18 protein-coding genes are annotated in these 18966 nt (G+C 63.9%); 7 read left to right on the forward strand and 11 right to left on the reverse strand.

All coding sequences use genetic code 11. The features are described 5' to 3' along the window. The first annotated feature begins 96 nt into the window (after positions 1-96). Complete coding sequence (locus A6723_RS16340) at positions 97-1173, forward strand: 3-deoxy-7-phosphoheptulonate synthase (protein ID WP_024765463.1); 1077 nt, start codon at positions 97-99, stop codon at positions 1171-1173. A gap of 228 nt (positions 1174-1401) precedes the next feature. On the opposite strand, the gene A6723_RS16345 is transcribed toward A6723_RS16340, so the two are convergent. Then, positions 1402-1686: a GNAT family N-acetyltransferase gene (locus A6723_RS16345; RefSeq protein ID WP_024765462.1), complete on the reverse strand. Its 285-nt coding sequence runs from the start codon at positions 1684-1686 to the stop codon at positions 1402-1404. Between the two features lie 22 nt (positions 1687-1708). Further along, the gene (locus A6723_RS16350) at positions 1709-2983 is read right to left on the reverse strand and encodes a hypothetical protein (protein ID WP_054908486.1); all 1275 of its coding nucleotides are present in this window, start codon (positions 2981-2983) and stop codon (positions 1709-1711) included. Positions 2984-3219: 236 nt separating this feature from the next. Here A6723_RS16350 and A6723_RS16355 point away from each other — a divergent pair, with 236 nt between their 5' ends. Together A6723_RS16355 and A6723_RS16360 are read left to right on the forward strand one after the other, a co-directional pair. Beyond that, positions 3220-3909: a crotonase/enoyl-CoA hydratase family protein gene (locus A6723_RS16355; RefSeq protein WP_054908485.1), complete on the forward strand. Its 690-nt coding sequence runs from the start codon at positions 3220-3222 to the stop codon at positions 3907-3909. Between the two features lie 157 nt (positions 3910-4066). After that, on the forward strand, positions 4067-4258 hold the full coding sequence (locus A6723_RS16360) for a hypothetical protein (RefSeq protein WP_024765460.1): 192 nt from the start codon (positions 4067-4069) through the stop codon (positions 4256-4258). A gap of 109 nt (positions 4259-4367) precedes the next feature. Here the strand turns inward: A6723_RS16360 and A6723_RS16365 are convergent, their stop codons facing one another. After that, entirely contained in the window at positions 4368-4871 is a 504-nt protein-coding gene (locus A6723_RS16365) for a macro domain-containing protein (RefSeq protein ID WP_054908484.1), read from the reverse strand. A 284-nt stretch (positions 4872-5155) separates the two neighbouring features. On the opposite strand from A6723_RS16365, the gene A6723_RS16370 reads away from it, so the two are divergent. Together A6723_RS16370 and A6723_RS16375 are read left to right on the forward strand one after the other, a co-directional pair. Further along, the gene (locus A6723_RS16370; protein ID WP_037010437.1) at positions 5156-5377 is read left to right on the forward strand and encodes a hypothetical protein; all 222 of its coding nucleotides are present in this window, start codon (positions 5156-5158) and stop codon (positions 5375-5377) included. A gap of 92 nt (positions 5378-5469) precedes the next feature. After that, positions 5470-6441 carry a magnesium and cobalt transport protein CorA gene (locus tag A6723_RS16375; RefSeq protein WP_054908483.1) on the forward strand — a complete coding sequence of 324 codons (972 nt, stop codon included), beginning with the start codon at positions 5470-5472 and terminating at the stop codon, positions 6439-6441. Between the two features lie 193 nt (positions 6442-6634). Here A6723_RS16375 and A6723_RS16380 read toward each other — a convergent pair whose 3' ends face one another. The 4 genes from A6723_RS16380 to A6723_RS16395 form a co-directional block, all read right to left on the reverse strand. Further along, a complete protein-coding gene (locus tag A6723_RS16380) occupies positions 6635-7387 on the reverse strand; it encodes an amidotransferase (protein WP_054908482.1) in 753 nt (250 codons plus the stop codon). A gap of 203 nt (positions 7388-7590) precedes the next feature. Continuing rightward, positions 7591-8145, reverse strand: a complete 555-nt coding sequence (locus A6723_RS16385; RefSeq protein WP_054908481.1) for a cysteine hydrolase family protein — start codon at positions 8143-8145, stop codon at positions 7591-7593. 174 nt (positions 8146-8319) lie between these two features. After that, the gene (locus A6723_RS16390) at positions 8320-10464 is read right to left on the reverse strand and encodes a 3-hydroxyacyl-CoA dehydrogenase NAD-binding domain-containing protein (protein WP_054908480.1); all 2145 of its coding nucleotides are present in this window, start codon (positions 10462-10464) and stop codon (positions 8320-8322) included. A 15-nt stretch (positions 10465-10479) separates the two neighbouring features. Next, entirely contained in the window at positions 10480-11685 is a 1206-nt protein-coding gene (locus A6723_RS16395) for an acetyl-CoA C-acetyltransferase (RefSeq protein WP_054908479.1), read from the reverse strand. A gap of 688 nt (positions 11686-12373) precedes the next feature. Between A6723_RS16395 and A6723_RS16400 the strand changes: the two genes are divergently transcribed. Beyond that, positions 12374-13177: a cytochrome c gene (locus A6723_RS16400; protein ID WP_054908478.1), complete on the forward strand. Its 804-nt coding sequence runs from the start codon at positions 12374-12376 to the stop codon at positions 13175-13177. Positions 13178-13425: 248 nt separating this feature from the next. Here the strand turns inward: A6723_RS16400 and A6723_RS16405 are convergent, their stop codons facing one another. From A6723_RS16405 to A6723_RS16420, 4 genes are all read right to left on the reverse strand, one after another. Next, complete coding sequence (locus A6723_RS16405; RefSeq protein WP_054908477.1) at positions 13426-14160, reverse strand: proteasome-type protease; 735 nt, start codon at positions 14158-14160, stop codon at positions 13426-13428. Between the two features lie 79 nt (positions 14161-14239). Further along, a complete protein-coding gene (locus tag A6723_RS16410; protein WP_054908476.1) occupies positions 14240-15049 on the reverse strand; it encodes a transglutaminase family protein in 810 nt (269 codons plus the stop codon). Then, entirely contained in the window at positions 15046-15996 is a 951-nt protein-coding gene (locus tag A6723_RS16415) for an alpha-E domain-containing protein (RefSeq protein WP_054908475.1), read from the reverse strand. The genes A6723_RS16410 and A6723_RS16415 overlap by 4 nt, the downstream gene beginning before the upstream one ends. A 2-nt stretch (positions 15997-15998) precedes the next feature. Continuing rightward, positions 15999-17411: a circularly permuted type 2 ATP-grasp protein gene (locus A6723_RS16420; protein WP_054908474.1), complete on the reverse strand. Its 1413-nt coding sequence runs from the start codon at positions 17409-17411 to the stop codon at positions 15999-16001. 350 nt (positions 17412-17761) lie between these two features. On the opposite strand from A6723_RS16420, the gene ydcS reads away from it, so the two are divergent. After that, positions 17762-18934, forward strand: a complete 1173-nt coding sequence (gene ydcS / locus A6723_RS16425) for a putative ABC transporter substrate-binding protein YdcS (RefSeq protein ID WP_139093006.1) — start codon at positions 17762-17764, stop codon at positions 18932-18934. Positions 18935-18966 lie beyond the last annotated feature (32 nt).

Raw genomic sequence — 18966 nt, forward strand, 5'->3', positions numbered from 1 at the left:
GTTAAGGTTCGGGTTCCCCTTAGCGACACATTTGCCTGCGCCCCATCGCACGGGGATTTCTGGCGGCCGGCACCCGTGACCTGATTGAGTACCACGATGGCTGATTTACAGATCGACGACCTTAACGTTGCCTCCAACGAGACACTGATCACGCCGGAGCAGCTCAAGCGCGAAATCCCCCTGACCGATGCCGCCCTGCGCACCGTCGCCAATGGCCGCCAGGTCGTCCGCGACATCCTCGACGGCAAGGACCACCGCCTGTTCGTGGTGATCGGCCCCTGCTCGATCCACGACATCAAGGCCGCCCACGAATACGCCGAGCGCCTGAAGGTGCTGGCCGCGGAAGTCTCCGACACCCTGTTCCTGGTGATGCGCGTGTACTTCGAGAAACCGCGTACCACCGTCGGCTGGAAGGGCCTGATCAACGACCCGTACCTGGACGACTCCTTCAAGATCCAGGACGGCCTGCACATCGGCCGCCAGCTGCTGCGCGACCTCGCCGAGATGGGCCTGCCCACCGCCACCGAAGCGCTCGACCCGATCTCCCCGCAGTACCTGCAGGACCTGATCAGCTGGTCGGCCATCGGCGCACGCACCACCGAATCCCAGACCCACCGCGAGATGGCCTCCGGCCTGTCCTCGGCGGTCGGCTTCAAGAACGGCACCGACGGCAGCCTGACCGTGGCGATCAACGCCCTGCAGTCTGTTTCCAGCCCGCACCGTTTCCTGGGTATCAACCAGGAAGGCGGCGTCTCCATCGTCACAACCAAGGGCAACGCCTACGGCCACGTGGTGCTGCGCGGCGGCAACGGCAAGCCGAACTATGACTCGGTCAGCGTCGCCCTGTGCGAGCAGGAACTGACCAAGGCGAAGATCCCGCTCAACGTGATGGTCGACTGCAGCCATGCCAACTCCAACAAGGACCCGGCCCTGCAGCCGCTGGTGATGGACAACGTCGCCAACCAGATCGCCGAAGGCAACAATTCCATCGTCGGCCTGATGGTGGAAAGCCACCTGGGCTGGGGCGCTCAGCCGATCCCGAAGGATCTGTGCCAGCTGAAATACGGCGTGTCGATCACCGACGCCTGCATCGACTGGGACACCACCGAGAAGGCCGTGCGCAGCATGCATGCCAAGCTCAAGGACGTCCTGCCCAAGCGCCAGCGCGGCTGACGCTTCGAGCGGACAGGAAGAAGCCGGGCAGATGCCCGGCTTTTTCTTTGGCAAATTCTGCACCGGTGCTTTTTGTAGGAGCGAGCCTGCTCGCGAAGCGCTTGACGCTGGGCAGGAAGACCCTTCGCGAGCAAGCTCGCTCCTACAGAACTTCTGCCGGAAATGGAATTCCATCAGGCATAAAAAAGCCCGGCATTGGCCGGGCTTTTCGTTTCTGCACCCTGATGATCAGAGCGCGGTATCAGTGTGGCGCTGACGGCGCTCCAGGTAGCGCTCCACGTAGGAGCACGACGGGATGACGCTGTAGCCCTTGCGCTCGGCGAACTGCAGCGCGTGTTCGGTGAGGGCGGCGGCAATGCCGCGGCCGCGAAGGCTGTCCGGAACGAAAGTGCGATAGATGTCGAGCGTCTGCTTGCCCAGATCCATGTAGGCCAGATAGGCGCGATGACCATCAACAGTCGTTACGAACTGGTGGCTGGTTTCATCATGCTGGATGGACAACGACTCACTCACTTGCTCTCTCCTTCCGGGGGCCTCACAACATGACCCGCACCTGATTGATCTTGTTCAGGCGGAGGAACATTTCTGCCGAGCCGGTCCCCATCAGGACCGTGATATAGGCTCGACCGTTCTCCACCTTGTGCAGCACACCCTGGTAATAGGCACCATCGAACGTGATGAACTGCAGGCGCTTGCCGGTGTACTGGGCAAGGCTTTCAACGCTAACGAACTCATATTGCTGCGTTCTGGCCTGCGACTCAACCGTTTCTTGGGCCGAAACCATTTGATATTGGCTTTCCGGCGTGATTTTTTTCTTCAGCGGATCGACCCAGGCGAATCCCAGCGGTGTAACCGACTGCTGGTTTACTAAGACGACCGGATGCAGCATCTGAATCACATCCTTGGGCTCGAAAAATTGCAGGCCGTCCCAGGCCATACCCTCACTGGGGGTCAGCTCAACGCGCAGCGAGCGCGGGTCTTCCAGGTAACGGCCGTAAGCCTCGAGCACCGGCTTGTCCAGGGCGATACGCTGTTGGCGCAGCGCCTTGTCGAACTGTTCCAGCGAGAGCGCGGTATACGCCTTCTGGTCCACGCCCAGCTTGCCCCGGCAGAACTCGCTGACTCGGCGCTGGTACTGGTTGTCGTTCATCTCGACGACGACCTGAGACACTCGCGGAGGGTTCACACGCATATCGCCCGGGCGCTCGGAGACGTTCATCAGCGTCATGCTGGTGTGCATGTCCAGCATGTCGCGGGTGTCGCTACGCAGGTCGAAGGTCAGGGTCTGCGCGCCCGGCTGCAGGCGGTAGGAGAACTCGATGTCCGATTCGAGGGTGCGGTAACCCATCTGCAGCAGCTCATCGACACCGATGTTGCGTACGTTGCCGCAGGCCACTTCGCTCATGGCGGTGAAGGCGCTCTTCTCCGCCGGCTGGGCGTACAGCGACTGCATGAACGGGCCGTGAATCTGCAGTTCAACGCCCTTCAGGTCCACCGCCATCTGCTCCGGCAGCTTGCCCTCGCCCAGGCGTTCCTTGAAGCTGAGCAGTTCGCGCAGGCCATTGAACTTCAGCTGTGCATGGGAAACCTTCAGGCTGTCACCGGCCATCGGCACCCTGATCACCACGTTCTGCAGCCCCACCCGACCGTCGAAAGACGAGGAAATGCCGCCATAGGTGATCTCCATGAACGGCGAGACACGGGCAATGGCGTCGTTCACCACGCTACGCACGGAGAGCCAGAGCGACGCCTTGATGATCAGGGCGATCGCGACGACGGCAAAGAGGGACCACTTGAGAATCTTCGACATGACAGGCACATCCTGGATTGTGCGAGGGGGGACGCGGGGATGCTGGCAGCTTAACAGCACGCCTAGGACCTCTCTATGAGCACCTCAGGAATTTGCGTGCATAGCGCACAGAAATCTCTCCATTTCTGTGGCAAGCGCCTGACTCACCAGTCAGTCAAAACGCTTTACGCCCCCTCCCGGCGTCAGTATGTTCTGGCCACTTCCAATCCAAGGACTCCAACCCAGGACCCTCTGCCATGAGTGAGCTGATCAGCTACCAATTCGAAGACGGCATCGCCACCCTGACCCTGAACAACGGCAAGGTGAACGCCATCTCCCCGGCGGTCATCGATGCCTTCAACCAGGCCCTGGACCAGGCGGAGAAGGACCGTGCGATTGTCATTGTCACTGGCCAGCCGGGCATTCTCTCTGGCGGCTACGACCTCAAGGTGATGACCTCCGGCCCGGAGAACGCCGTGAACCTGGTGGCCGCGGGCTCGACCCTGGCGCGCCGCATGCTGTCGCACCCGTTCCCGGTCATCGTCGCCTGCACCGGCCACGCGGTAGCCAAGGGCGCCTTCATCCTGCTTTCGGCGGACTACCGCATCGGCGTCGATGGTCCGTTCCAGATCGGCCTGAACGAAGTGGCCATCGGCATGACCATGCACCACGTCGGCATCGAACTGGCCCGTGACCGCCTGCGCCGCTCTGCCTTCACCCGCTCGGTAGTGAACGCGGAGATGTTCAACCCGCGCGACGCCGTGGACGCCGGCTTCCTCGACAAGGTGGTACCGGCCGAGCAACTCCAGGCCGCTGCCCTGGAAGCCGCACAGCACCTGAAAAAGCTGAACATGACAGCCCACCGCAATACCAAGCTGAAAGTGCGCAAGCAGTTGCTGGAAACCCTCGACAAGTCCATCGAGCTGGACAAGAACCACCTGGCCTGATCGCTCGAGAACGAAAAGCCCGGCCTGTGCCGGGCTTTTTCATGCCCACACTGTTACCTAAAGAGCAACACTGATTAAGCCTGTTTGCTATTTTTCAAAAATTATTACGCATTAACCTATAGATGAACCCAAGCAAAACCAACCGGAGGTGTTCATCATGAAACTCAACATCATCGCCGCCAGCGTCCTGGCCGCCGCTACTGCCTTTGCCGCTCAAGCCAGCTTCGCCGAAGAGTCCCCGCTGATGCAGGACCGCATGGTTCACATGACCCAGGCCGCCATCCAGCAGCAACAGTCCGAGCAGTCTGCCAGCAAGGTGAATGTCGAAGCCGCTGCCAAGCAGGGCTGAGACCTTTACACCCCTCCAGCCGCCTGCAGCAGGTGACGTCATGCAGTCGAGCCCGAAGCCGAAAGCCCGGCGTGAAGCCGGGCTTTTCAGGGGCGACGACGCAGCGGCCTCAGAGCCCTTCGGCGGCCACGACTCCCCGGCGGTAGGTCTCATAGACCCACACTGTGGCGGCCAGGTCACCCAGGTAGCGTTCCACCAGTGGCTTGACGTCCTTCCACTCCAACCCACCGACACCCGTTGCCAGACAGGGCAGCGCAACGCTTTCAACGCGCTCACTCTGCAGGTATTTCGCCAGTTCCTTCAGGCAATGGCTGACGTTTTCCAGTGTCGCTTCGGCAGGCTTAGCACCGCGCCCCTCGCCCTGCATGCCCTGGGTGAGCAGGTTGGCGATGCAGCGGGTGGAGCCATCGGCGTCCACGCCCGACCAGATCCAGATCGAACCCGGTCTGGGCGCCTTCGAGTGCGACGCGTGACGGTAATCGCGAACCATCGACGGCCAGCGTTCGCGCAGGTCCAGCGCCAGGCCGCTATCGAAATGGTCCTGCGGCGCAATACCGTGCGCGATGACCTGGGCCTTGCTCAGCAGAATGTCGCCTTCAACGTATCGAATCATGGGGAGTTCCTTGCGTCCTGGGAGTCCGTGGCAGCTTCGCGCCACCGTCTGATTTCCACGCTACGCCAGGCAACCGCCCCCTCCTTGACGAGGGTCAAGCAGCCATGAAGACCGCCAGAGTCCCGGAAACGTCCGACGAGATCCCACCACCCGCAGCCTTGCGCCTGGTCGTTGCCCCGCCATCTATCAATTCGCCTGATACCGGGAACCAACCGGCATCGTTATTCAATCGAATTGGCCAAAGCGACACTGGGCCATCCCATCCCGGTCCCCGAGTCGCCAGCATGAATCGCCAAGCCCACCGCTATGCCCGCAACGGCGCCCTCGCCGCCCTGGGGCTCTATACCATCGTGATCCTGGTGGTCACGGCGCTCACTGCCGGCTTCGACGGCGCGCGCCGTGCTCCAGTGGACAATGTCGACCGCAACGGGCTCTTCGAGCGTTTCAACCAGGCGGTGCCCGTCGCGCTGCAAGGTATCCAGGCCGCCCTCACTCCCCACTCCTGACTGCACTTCACTGGCGCGTCTCGCCAGGCTGGCCAACACTCAATCCCTGCAGAACGACTCCCGACCGATCCAAGAGCAGGGTGGGTTTCAGCATGGGCCGAGTCATCGCTTCCGCCGTCTACAGCAAGGGCCGCAAGGTTTCCGATATTCCGCTCGAGGACGGCTATCGATGGGCCTGCCAGCCCGACCACTTTGTCTGGACCGGCCTGCAGGAGCCGACGCCGGAAGAAATGTTCAACCTGCAACGGCAGTTCAACCTTCACGAACTGGCTGTCTCCGACGCCCTGGAAAAGCACAGCCGGCCGAAGCTGGAAACCTTTGGTGATGCCCTGTTCATCGTCATCTATTCGCCGATCCGCGCCGATAGCCGACTGATGTTCGTCGAAACCCACCTGTTTGCCGGCATCGGCTACATCATCAGCGCGCGACATGGTTTCTCCCAGTCCTACTCCCAGGTCCGACAGCGCTGCGAAGCCCGGCCGCTGCTGCTGGCCCATGGCACCGACTTCGTGCTCTATGCCCTGCTGGATTTCGTGATGAGCAACTACGAACCGGTGGTGGAAGCGATCCGCGAGGAGATCGAGGAAGTGGAGCAGCAGGTGCTGCGCAAGTCGCTGACCCAGGAGCAGATCGAGAAGATCTACGGCCTGCGCCGCGAGGTGCTCAAGCTCAAGCACTACGCCGCGCCCATGGTGGAGATCTGCCAGGAACTGCAGCGCCTGGACTTTCCCTTCATCGACAAACAGATGCGGCCCTACTTCCGCGACGTGGCAATCCACGTGAACCGCCTCCTGGAAGACCTCACCACTTTGCGCGACGTCGCCAGCCAGACCATCGAAGTCGGGCTGGCGCTGGAGTCCTCACGGCAGAGCGTGGTGCAGCGCAAATTCGCTGCCTGGGCGGCCATCCTCGCCTTCCCCACCGCCGTGGCCGGTATCTACGGGATGAACTTCGAATACATCCCGGAACTGCACTGGCACTACGGCTACTTCCTGATCATGGGGCTGCTGGCGCTGGGCTGCGTCGGGTTGTATATCAGCTTCAAGCAGGCAGATTGGCTATAGAGACCATTGGCGGCCATTCGGCGACGCGGAACGTAGGATGGCGTGGAGCGCAGCGATACCCATTGAATGATACGTACCGGCCTGCATGGGTATCGCTGCGCTCCACCGATCCTACAAAAGCTGTTCAGCCTGACACCTGCGCAAACGAAAACGCCGCTCATCTGAGCGGCGTTTTCAGTAAGAGCGGCAAAAATCAGGCAGCGCTTTTCTTCTCGGCTTTCTTCTTCTCGTCGCTGCCCTGCTGGACGAAGCGCATCATCCACTCGCCCACCGCCGTGCCCTGGTGCGGGCGCGCAAGGCTGTCGATGCCGGACTGGAACACCGGCTCGCTGAAGATGTGCTTGCGCAGCTCCAGGATCGCCTGGGAATAGTCGCTCTGGAACTCCGGGTGGCCCTGGAAGCACAGCACCTGATCACCGATGGCGTAGGCGGCGTTCGGGCAGAAATCGCTGGAAGCGATGCGGCGCGCGCCGTGGGGCAGCTCGGTGACCTGGTCCTGGTGGCTGACCAGCAGGGTCAGGCCATCACCCAGCGACGGGCTCATCCACTCGGGCTGCTCCTCGATGCGGTAGTCGTGGATACCCACGCCCCAGCCCTGGCTGGCACGCTCGGTCTTGCCGCCTAGCACCAGCGCCAGCAACTGGTGGCCAAAGCACACGCCCAGCAGCTTGTCGCCGCGCTGGTAGAGCTTGAGCACGTAGTCCTTGAGGGTCTGGATCCAGGGATCAGTGCCGAAGGAGTCCGCCTTGCTGCCAGTCACCAGGTACGCATCGAACTTCTCATCATCGGGCGGGTAATGCCCTTCCACCACGTTGTAGACCTTGAACTCGGCCGGAACGGGTTGCTTGGCGAACAGTTGCTGGAACATCCAGCCATAGCCCTTGTACTGATCGATGAGTTCGGGGCGGAGGATGTCGGTTTCCAGAATGCAGATGTGCAACGACATGCAGGGGTGATTCCTGGGGGGTTGGCGGCTGATAAGAGTGGTTATCCTGACACTGATGAAACGCGCGTGAAAATTACGCCCTATTTTTTCACCGCACAAGATACCGAGCGGATTCTTGTGCAGGAATTTCAGGGGAAATACCGGAAAAAACGACTTCCTTCAATTGCACCGACGCACAAGGGTGACGGCCGGTTGGCAAGGATTCAGTCCAATGACCGCTCGCGCAGAACCAAGTTCGCGTCCACTACCTGCGCGTATTCGCCTTGCAGGTTGGCCAGGGACATCGCATGGACTTCCTCCGCGCTGCGCAGCATGCCGCTGAAATCGCGCTTATCGAAGGCGAAGCAGGCATCCGCCACCACCTGGACGAAGAAGCCCAGGTTGCCCGCGGTGCGGGCCGTGGATTCCACCGAGTTGTTGGTACTCACGCCGCAGATCACCACCGATTCGATGCCGCGCACGCGCAACCAGCGTTCCAGGGCGCTGTTGATGAAGGCGTCGGGGACGTTCTTCTCCACCACGTGCTCGTGCTCCAGCGGCGCCAGCTCCGGCTGGAATTCCGCGCCGGGCTGGCCGGGCCAGAACGGTGAGCCTGGTGTACGGGAAATGTGCCGCACGTGAACCACCGGCCAGCCTGCCTGGCGCCAGGCTGCCAGTAGCTCACCGATGCGCCGTTCGGCCTGCGGGTTGTTGCGTGGGGCGGGGCTGTCACGCATGCCTTTCTGCTGGTCGATGATCAACAGGGCGGGAGCGGTCATCGGTGCGGTCCTTGCAATTCGGAAGGCGCCATCCTACGGCTTGTACAGGCAAGAAAAAACCGGCCACCAAGGCCGGTTTTTCTGTAGGAGCGAGGGGAACGCCTAGTCCTTGCTCGCGAACCCAATCCCGCTGCGAGCCCGTTCGCGAGCAAGCTCGCTCCTACCAAGAGCCCATCAGAAGGGCTCGTTGCGCGCGGCCTTCTCCAGCAGCAGCGCCGGCGGCAGGAAGCGCTCGCCGTACTGCTCGGCCAGGTACTGGGCGCGGGCGACGAAGTCCTTCAGGCCGTACTGGTTGATGAACTGCAGCGCGCCGCCGCTCCAGGCCGCGAAGCCAATGCCGAAGATCGAGCCGATGTTGGCGTCGGCGGTGGAGGTCAGCACGCCCTCCTCCACGCAGCGCACCGTCTCGATAGCCTGCACGAAGAGAATGCGGTCGCGCACGTCCTCGGCGGAAATCTGCGCGTCAGCCTTTTCGAAGCGCTGTTTCAGCTCAGGCCACAGATGCTTCTTGCCGTTGGCCGGATAGTCGTAGAAGCCGGCGCCAGCGGCTTTGCCCGGGCGCTTGTACTCGTTGACCATCAGGTCCACCACGGCGAAGGCCGGATGCTTTGGCAATTGCTTGCCTTCGGCTTCCAGGTCCTTGCGGGTCTGCTCGCGGATATGGGTCATCAGGCTCATGGAGACTTCGTCGCTGATCGCCAGCGGGCCCACCGGCATGCCGGCCTGGCGCGCCTGGTTCTCGATCATCGCCGCCGACACGCCTTCGCCGAGCATCGCCAGGCCTTCGTTGGTGAAGGTGCCGAACACGCGGGAGGTGAAGAAGCCGCGGCTGTCGTGGACGACGATCGGGGTCTTCTTGATCTGCAGGACGTAGTCGAAGGCGCGGGCCAGAGTGGCGTCGTCGGTCTTCTCGCCGCGGATGATCTCCACCAGCGGCATCTTGTCCACCGGGCTGAAGAAGTGCAGGCCGATGAATTTCTGCGGCTGCGCGACGGCTTCGGCCAGGCCGGTGATCGGCAGGGTCGAGGTGTTGGAGGCGATCACCGCGTCCGCCAGCGCGGCGGATTCCGCAGCAGCGCTGACCTTGGCCTTCAGGCCACGGTCCTCGAACACGGCTTCGATGATCAGGTCACAGCCTTCGAAATCGGCGTCACTGGCGGTCGGCTTGATGCGGGCGAGGAAGGCGTCGCGTTTCTCGGCTGTCATCTGGCCCCTGCCGACTTTCTTGTCCAGCAGGCCGGCGGAGTACGCCTTGCCCTTTTCCGCCGCTTCGATGGAAACGTCCTTGAGCACCACCTCGATGCCGGCGGCGGCCGAGACGTAGGCGATACCCGCGCCCATCATGCCGGCGCCGACGACACCGACCTTCTTCGTCTGCTGCGGCGGGATGCCTTGCGGACGGGATTTGCCGGCGTTGATCTCGTTGAGCTGGAACCAGAAGGTGCCGATCATGTTCTTCGCCACCTGGCCGGTGGTCAGCTCGGTGAAGTAGCGCGCCTCGATCAGCTGCGCGGTATCGAAGTCCACCTGGGCGCCTTCGACGGCAGCGCACATGATCTTCTCCGGTGCCGGGAAGCAGCCTTTGGTCTTGTCGCGCAGCACGGACGGGGCGATGGCGAGCATCTGTGCCACGGCCGGGCTGGACGGCGTGCCGCCGGGGATCTTGTAGCCGGCGCTGTCCCACGGTTGCTTGGCGGCCGGGTTGGCGGCGATCCACTCGCGGGCCTTGCTCAGCATCTCGTCGCGGCTGGAGGCCAACTGATGGATCAGACCGGCCTTGAGCGCCTGGTCCGGGCGCACTTTCTTGCCTTCGGCCAGGTACGGCAGGGCCTTCTCCAGCCCCAGCAGGCGCACCATGCGCACTACCCCGCCGCCACCGGGCAGCAGGCCCAGGGTGACTTCCGGCAGGCCGAGTTGGACGTGGCTTTCGTCCAGGGCGATGCGGTGGTGGCAGGCCAGGCAGATTTCCCAGCCGCCACCCAGCGCCGCGCCGTTGATGGCGGCAACTACCGGCTTGCCGAGGGTTTCCAGGCGGCGCAGCTGGCCCTTGAGCACCAGGATGCCTTCGTAGAAGGCCTTGGCGTCCGCCTTGGTGACCTTGATCAGTTCATTGAGATCGCCGCCGGCGAAGAAGGTCTTCTTCGCGGAGGTGATCACCACGCCGGCGATCGAGTCCTTCTCGGCTTCCAGGCGCGCGACAGTGGCGGCCATGGCCTCGCGGTAGACACCGTTCATGGTGTTGGCGCTCTGGCCGGGCATGTCCATGGTCAGGACGACGATATTGTCCTGGCCTTTTTCAAAGCGGATGGCGTCGGTCATTTTTATTCTCCGGCCTCAGACGCGTTCGATGATGGTGGCGATACCCATGCCGCCGCCCACGCAGAGGGTGGCCAGGCCGTAGCGCAGGTTGCGCCGCTCCAGTTCGTCCAGCAGGGTGCCGAGGATCATGCAGCCGGTGGCGCCCAGCGGGTGGCCCATGGCGATGGAGCCGCCGTTGACGTTGACCTTGCTCTCCGGCACGCCCATGTCCTTCATGAACTTCATCACCACCGAGGCGAAGGCTTCGTTCACCTCATAGAGGTCGATGTCCTCGGCCTTCAGTCCGGCCTTGGCCAGCGCCTTGCGGGTGGCCGGCGCAGGGCCGGTGAGCATGATGGTCGGGTCGGTGCTGGTCACCGCGGTGGCGACGATGCGGCCACGGGCCTTCAGGCCCAGCTCGCGGCCCTTGGCTTCGGAGCCGATGAGCATGGCAGTGGCGCCGTCGACGATGCCGGAGCTGTTGCCCGGCGTATGCACGTGTTCGATGCGCTCGACGAAGCTGTACTTGCGCAGCGCGCTGGCGTCGAAGCCCATCTGCCCCATCATTTCGAAGCTGGGCTTGAGCGCGCCGAGGCCTTCGAGGGTGGAGTCGGCGCGGATGAATTCGTCATGGTCGAGCAGGACGATGCCGTTCTGGTCGGTGACCGGCACCAGGGATTTGGCGAACAGCCCCTCGGCGCGGGCCTTGGCGGCTTTCTGCTGGGAACGCAGGGCAAAGGCGTCGACGTCGGCACGGCTGAAGCCTTCCAGGGTGGCGATCAGGTCGGCGCCGATGCCCTGGGGGACGAAGCTGGTATGCAGGTTGGTCTCCGGGTCCAGCGCCCAGGCGCCGCCGTCGGAGCCCATGGGCACGCGGGACATGGATTCCACGCCGCCGACCACCACCAGGTCCTCGAAGCCCGAGCGCACTTTCATGGCACCCAGGTTGACCGCTTCCAGGCCCGAGGCGCAGAAGCGGTTGATCTGCACACCGGCGACCTGCTCGTCCCAGTCGGCCACGAGCGCGGCGGTCTTGGCGATGTCCGAGCCCTGGTCGCCCACCGGGGTCACGCAGCCCAGGACGATGTCGTCGACCTGGGCGGTATCCAACTGGTTGCGCTGCTGCAGCGCGCGCAGCACACCGGCCATCAGGTTGACCGGCTTGACGCTATGCAGCGCGCCGTCCTTCTTGCCTTTGCCGCGGGGAGTACGCACCGCGTCGTAAATGAATGCTTCGGTCATGGCGTTCTCTCTTAGAGTTGTCGTCACGCAGGCGTGGCGTGTCGGCCTACCTTAGCGGCGTATCGGCACGGAGCAATGACCGCAGCGCTCAGCGAAATTGACCGCCACGCTCAGCGACCGACCGGAGGCGATGAGGCCGAAGGCTCTGGAAAGGGGCTGCCGGCGGCAGCGGACGAGCGGTCGAAAAGCTGAACGGCTTTGTCACGTGCCAGTCATATAGAGGGAATATGCCTGAAGCTGCATCACTTGCTGCAAGATGGTCTAAGCCCGCGCGGCACTAGGCTTAGACTCCGTTATGCAGTGAATGAAAAGCGTGCAGATGATGCGAAAAGTGCCGTTGCCGGGTTTTGCCGGCTCGGCTCGAGAAACCAGAAGCCAAGGCATGCGCGCCACTATCAACAGGCAGTGGGTGGCCGTGCCAAGAACAAGAAAGGCGGAAGGACATCATGGACAAACAATCGAGAAAATGGCGTCAGGCAAGCCTGATCGTCTTCGCAACCACCGTTGTTCTGATCATTCCCAATCTGAGTCGTCTGGTCGGCTAGGGCCAACACCCGGCTTCCCCGCCGCTGCGTACCGCGTGCCGCCATCCGCGAGCCACGGTCAACGCAGCGCGGGAGCCACCTACCTCCTGCTGCGCCCACTCCTCTGCTAATGTTCCGCGGCCCACTCCGCCACGGATGCGACCATGCGCCCACTGCTGCTGACGCTGCTCCTGCTCTGCCCCACCGCTTTCGCCGCGACGCTCACCCTGGAACTGCCCGATGGCAAGCACAGCCTGACCAGTGAGCAATTGCTGGCCGATCCCCAGGCGCAGGACATCGAGATTCCCGCCGACGTTTCCTACAACCGCAGCATGCATTACCGCGCGGTGCCACTGGCCGCGCTGCTGAAAGGCGTGAAGCCCGGTGATCACCTGCAGGCAGTGGCGCTCGATGGATTTGCCGCCGAGCTGCCAGCCGCGCCGCTACTGGAGAGCAAAGGCTCGCGCGCCTGGCTGGCCATCGAGGAAGCCGATAAGCCCTGGCCGAAACTCGGCGACGGCAAGCCGTCCGCCGGGCCGTTCTATCTTGTGTGGAGCGATCCCAAGGCCGCCGGCATCGGCCCGGAGCAGTGGCCGTTCCAGGTTGCCAGCATCCGTTACCTGAAGCCGCTGGCCGAACGCTTCCCGGCGCTGCTGCCGGCGAAGAACGCACCGAAGCCAGTGCAGGAAGGTTTCGCCCAGTTCCAGAAGAACTGCCTGGCCTGCCATCGCCTGAACGGTGCCGGGGATTCGCAGTTCGGTCCGGACCTGAACATCCCGCACAACCCGACCGAATACTTCGCCGCGGGCTATCTCAAGCAGTACATCCGCGACCCGCAGAGCCTGCGGCACTGGCCGGAGGCACGGATGAAAGGGTTTGCGGCGGATGTGATCAGCGACAGGGAGCTGGATGAGATCGTCGCTTACCTGAAGCACATGGCGGGGCGCAAGGTGAAGGTTGGCGGCTAGAAGCCGGGGCTCTCTGTAGGGCGCATAACGCGCCAGCGTTATCCGCCTTATCGATATCGGCGGATAACCTGTTCCAGGTTATCCGCCCTACCGTACTGAATCGTCTGGCGGGACGGAAGGTTAACGCCTGCGGCTGATCGGCAAGGCCTGCGTAGCGGCTGTTCGCGAGCAAGCTCGCTCCTACACCCCTGCACCGATGCATCCCTGTAGGAGCGAGCTTGCTCGCGAACCCGCCCCGCAGCGAAGCGTCAGTGCCAATAATCCCCCGGCGGCGCCGGCAGCTCGCCGAGCAACTGGCGCAACCCCGCGCCCCACTGCCCGCGAATTCCCTCGAAATACGCATCGCCTTCCTGGATGCGGTACCCCGCCGGTACCTCCAGGCTGCCTTCGCGGTACACCAGCAGGTCCAGCGGCATGCCCACCGAGAGGTTGCTGCGGATGGTCGAGTCGAAGCTGATCAGCGCGCAGCGCAGCGCCTGTTCCAGCGGCGTCGCGTAGCTCATGGCGCGGTCGATGATCGGCTTGCCGTACTTGCTTTCGCCGATCTGGAAGTACGGCGTGTCGCGGCAGGACTCGATGAAGTTGCCCTGCGGGTAGACATTGAACAGGCGCGGCACCTCGGTGCCGATCTGCCCGCCCACGAGGAACGAACTGCCCAGGTCGACGCCCTGGTTCTGCCCGATGTTCTCGTCGTGGTCGACCACCTCGCGCAGCGTCGACCCCACCAGCCGGGCCGCTTCGAAGAGGTTGTCGACGTTCCCCAGGTTCGGTTCTTCGCTGCCCATACGCTGCCGCAGCACGCTGATCACCGACTGCGAGGTGGCCAGGTTGCCGGCGCTCTGCACCACGATCAGGCGCTCGCCGGGCGTGCCGAAGATGTGCAGCTTGCGGAACACGGCGATGTTGTCGACGCCGGCGTTGGTGCGCGAATCGGAAACGAAGACCAGGCCCTGGGCGAGGTTCATGGCGACGCAATAGGTCATGACGTTCTCATGGCAGGTTCAGGGAGCGGGAGGGCTGGCACCGATCTTAAGCCGGTGCCCGGCCTTTCGCCACGCCTGCTCATTGCTGCATCTGCTGGGCCTGCTGCAGGTGCCCCGGCGCCACGGTGACGCGGGCATGCATCTGCTCACCGCCGCCGCCCCGACGCATGCCGCGCACCGGGCAGGCGTCGAGGTAGTCCAGGCCCACCGCCAGTTTCAGGTGGCGTTCGGGGCGGTCCAGCACATTGGTCACGTCGAAGCTGTACCAGGCGTCGTCCAGCCAGGCTTCGACCCAGGCGTGGCTGGCGAGGTGTTCTTCGCTGTCGGTGTAGAGGTAGCCGGAAACGTAGCGCGCCGGCACGCTCAGGTAGCGCAGGCAGGCGAGGAAGGCGTGGGCGTGGTCCTGGCAGACGCCCTGCCCGGCCGCAAAGGCTTCGGCGGCGGTGCTGTCCACCTGGGTCGAACCGGGCACATAGGCGATGCGCTCGTTCAGCGCCTGCATCAGGCGGATCATCGCCTTGCGGTCGCGGCGCTCGGCGCACTGGGCGCGGGCAAACTCCTGCAGCGCGCCGTCAGCCAGGGTCAGGCGAGTGCTGCGCAGGAACGGCAGCGGCGACAGGTGATCGTGCTCGCACTCGTTCTCCACGTCGATTTCGACGTTGCCGTGGGCGGCGATGGCAATGGCCTCGTGGGGCTCGTCGAGGGTCAGCACATGGAGGATGTTGCCGTAGGCATCGCGCTGCGGGTGCGCCGGGCGCGGCAGATGCAGCTGCCAGTCCAGGACGTGCTGGCGTTCGCTCTCCTGGGGGGTCAGGCGCAGGTACTGGATGCTCGCGCGCACCTGGTCTTCGTAGCGGTAGGTGGTGTCGTGGCGGATGGAGAGTTTCATGCGGCCTCCAGGTACGAGCTGTGAATGGCGTTGGCGAGCTGGCGCACCAGCCCGATGTGGTCGGTGATCCAGGTGTGCAGGCCGGTGCCCAGCACCTCGTCGATGCCGGTGTAGCGCACCCGCGCTTCCAGTTCGGCGGCCATGCGCTGCGCCGGGCGGCCGTTGGCGCCGGGCAGGCTGGCGAGGATCTGGCGCAGCTCCTCGGCACAGGCCAGCAGCGAGCGCGGGACGTCCTCGCGCAGCAGCAGGAGTTCGGCGATGTTCCGTGCGTTCAGCGCATCGCGATAAAGCTCTGTGTAGCCCTCGAAGGCCGAGAGCGCGCGTAGCAATGCCGTCCACTGGTAGTAACCACGGGCGGAACCTTCCGCCGGGCCGGCGCTGTGTTCGCCCAGCACCTGATGACGCGCATCGAGCAGGCGCAGGGTGTTGTCGGCACGCTCGATGTAGGTGCCCAGGCGGATGAAGTGGAAGGCGTCATTGCGCATGCTGGTGCCGAAGGTGGCGCCGCGGAACAGGTGCGAGCGGTCCTTCACCCATTCGCAGAAGTGGCTGATGCCGTAGCGCAGCAGGCCCTGGTGGGCGATGTCGCGCATCTCCAGCCAGGTGGCGTTGATGTTTTCCCACATGTCGGTGGTGATGCGCCCACGCACCGCATGCGCTCCGGCACGGGCGGCGCCGAAGCAGGAATAGATGCTGGTGGGGTTCTGGGCATCCAGGGCGAAGAAGTTCAGCAGGCGCTCGGCGTGCAGCTCGCCGTGACGGGCGAGATAGGCGTCGAGATTGCCAGTGATCAGCAGCGGCATGGCCAGTTCTTCCAGGCCATCGCCGCGGCCATCCTGGGGCATCAGCGACAACGAGTAGGACACGTCGAGCATGCGCGCGAGGTTCTCGGCGCGCTCCAGGTAACGCGACATCCAGTACAGGTCGGAAGCGGTTCTACTCAGCATGGTCAGTCCCCCACCACCCAGGTGTCCTTGGTACCGCCACCTTGTGACGAATTCACCACCAGCGAGCCTTCGCGCAGCGCCACGCGGGTCAGCCCGCCGGGCACCAAACGCACGTTGTCCGGCGCGGACAGCACGAAAGGCCGCAGGTCGATGTGGCGCGGGGCGATGCCGTTCTCGACGAAGGTCGGGCAGGTAGACAGGCTCAACGTCGGCTGCGCGATGTAGGCCTCCGGCCGCGCCATCAGCCGCGCGCGGAAAGCTTCGATTTCCGCCGTGGTAGCCGCCGGGCCGACCAGCATGCCGTAGCCGCCGGAGCCCTGGGCTTCCTTCACCACCAGTTCGGGCAGGTGCGCCAGCACGTGGGACAGGTCCTGCGGGCGGCGACACTGCCAGGTCGGCACGTTGTGCAGGATCGGCTCCTGGTCGAGGTAGAAGCGGATCATTTCCGGCACGTAGGGGTAGACCGACTTGTCGTCGGCCACGCCGGTGCCGATGGCGTTGGCCAGGACCACGTTGCCGGCGCGATAGGCGGCCAGCAGGCCGGGTACGCCGAGCATGGAGTCGGGATTGAAGGCCAGCGGGTCGAGGAAGTCGTCGTCGATGCGCCGGTAGATCACGTCCACCTGCTGTGGGCCGGCGGTGGTGCGCATGTAGACGCGCTCGTCGCGGACGAACAGGTCGGCGCCCTCCACCAGTTCCACGCCCATCTCGCGGGCAAGGAACGCGTGCTCGAAATAAGCGCTGTTGAAGCGTCCCGGCGTCAGCACCACCACGCTGGGGTTATCCAGCGGGCTGGAGTTGCGCAGGGTGTCCAGCAGCAGGTTCGGGTAGTGGTCGATGGGGGCGATGCGCTGGGCGGAGAACAGCTCGGGGAACAGCCGCATCATCATCTTGCGGTTTTCCAGCATGTAGGAGACGCCGCTGGGAGTGCGCAGGTTGTCCTCGAGTACGTAGTAGGCACCGTTGCCGTCGCGCACCAGGTCGATGCCGGCGATGTGCGCATAGACATTGCCGGGCACGTCCAGGCCCTGCATCGCCAGCTGGTACTGGTCGTTGGCCAGCACCTGTTCGGGCGGGATCAGGCCTTCCTTGAGGATGCGTTGGTCGTGGTAGAGGTCGGCGAGGAACAGGTTGAGCGCCTGTACACGTTGGATGCAGCCGGCCTCGATGATCTTCCATTCGCTGGCGGGAATGCTCCGCGGGATGGTGTCGAAGGGAATCAGGCGCTCGGTGCCCTGGTCGTCGCCGTAGAGGGTGAAGGTGATGCCCGCGCGATAGAACAGCAGGTCAGCTTCGCGGCGACGCTGTTGCAGATGCTCTCCCGGCATGTCCGCCAGCCAGCGGGCGAACTCCGTGTAGTGCGGTCGGCAGGCGCCAGCGGCGTCATGCATTTCGTCATAGAACACCCGAGCCATTTTCTACTCCTTGTTGCCGCTCGTCCTCGGCTACGAAGGCCATCGCAAGGCCCGTGCCAGAGGTCGATTTCCTGTTGGTTCAATGACTTGCAAAGTCTGCCCGGACGCCACGCACCCGCTTGGTGCGCTTTTGCCGGCCGGCCACCCCGGCTCGCCCCGTTTGGGGCCGCAAGCGCCATGCGGCGGGCCTTTGCGGGGGCCGGAGGCTTTCTTGTCAGCCCCCTGGGCCGGAACTACGCTGCAAGAGCGTGCCCATTCGCTATGGACATGCAGCGGTCAACGGAGGTGCCATTTTTCTGCGCGCTGGTTCCGCAGTGGCTCCCACAACGAAGAACAACAGGAGTCCGTCCATGTCATCCGTGCAATTGTCCTTAGTGAAAGCCGCGGCACTGGCCTTTGCCGGCGTCAGCCTGCTCTCCAGCGCCTCGCTGCAGGCGGCAGAAGCACTCAAGCAGCTCGGCAACCCCGAAGGCGCGCTGGATATCATTGCCTGGCCCGGCTACATCGAGCGCGGCSAGWSCGACAAGAACTACGACTGGGTCASCCAGTTCGAGAAGGACASCGGCTGCMAGGTCAACGTGAAGACCGCCGCCACYTCCGACGAAATGGTCAGCCTGATGGCCAAGGGTGGCTACGACCTCGTCACCGCGTCCGGCGATGCCTCGCTGCGGCTGGTCTACGGCAAGCGCGTGCAGCCGATCAACATCGCCCTGGTGCCCAACTGGAAGAACGTCGACAAGCGCCTGCAGGACGCGCCCTGGCACACGGTGGACGGCAAGCACTACGGCACGCCGTACCAGTGGGGCCCGAACGTGCTGATGTACAACACCAAGGTCTTCCCCAAGGCGCCGGACAGCTGGAGCGTGGTGTTCACCGAGCAGAAGCTGCCCGACGGCAAGAGCAACAAGGGCCGCGTGCAGGCCTATGACGGGCCGATCTACATCGCCGATGCGGCGCTCTACCTGAAGACCACCCAGCCTGCGCTGGGCATCCAGGACCCGTACGAACTCAACGAGGAACAGTACGCCGCCGCCCTCAAGTTGCTGCGCGAACAGCAGAAGCTGATCCACCGCTACTGGCACGACGCAACGGTGCAGATGAGCGACTTCAAGAACGAAGGCGTGGCCGCTTCCGGTTCCTGGCCCTACCAGGTGAACGCGCTGCAAGGCGAGAAGCAACCGATCTCCTCGACTATCCCCACCGAGGGCGTCACCGGCTGGGCCGACACCACCATGATGCACGTGGACGCCAAGCACCCGGTATGCGCCTACAAGTGGCTGAACTGGTCGCTGGAACCCAAGGTGCAGGGTGACGTCGCCGCCTGGTTCGGCTCGGTGCCCGCCTCGCCCGACGGCTGCACCGGCAGCCAGTTGCTGGGCGCCCAGGGATGCGCCACCAACGGCTACGACCAGTTCGACCGCATCGCCTTCTGGAAGACCCCGCAGGCCAAGTGCGCCCAGGGGCAGTGCGTGCCGTATAGCCGCTGGACGCAGGACTACATTGCGATCATGGGTGGGAGGTGATCCCCCTGCTGGATCAAAAGCCCCTCACCCTA

Origin of the sequence: Pseudomonas sp. AU11447, from assembly GCF_001672555.2 — a bacterium.
Lineage (GTDB): Bacteria > Pseudomonadota > Gammaproteobacteria > Pseudomonadales > Pseudomonadaceae > Pseudomonas > Pseudomonas nitroreducens.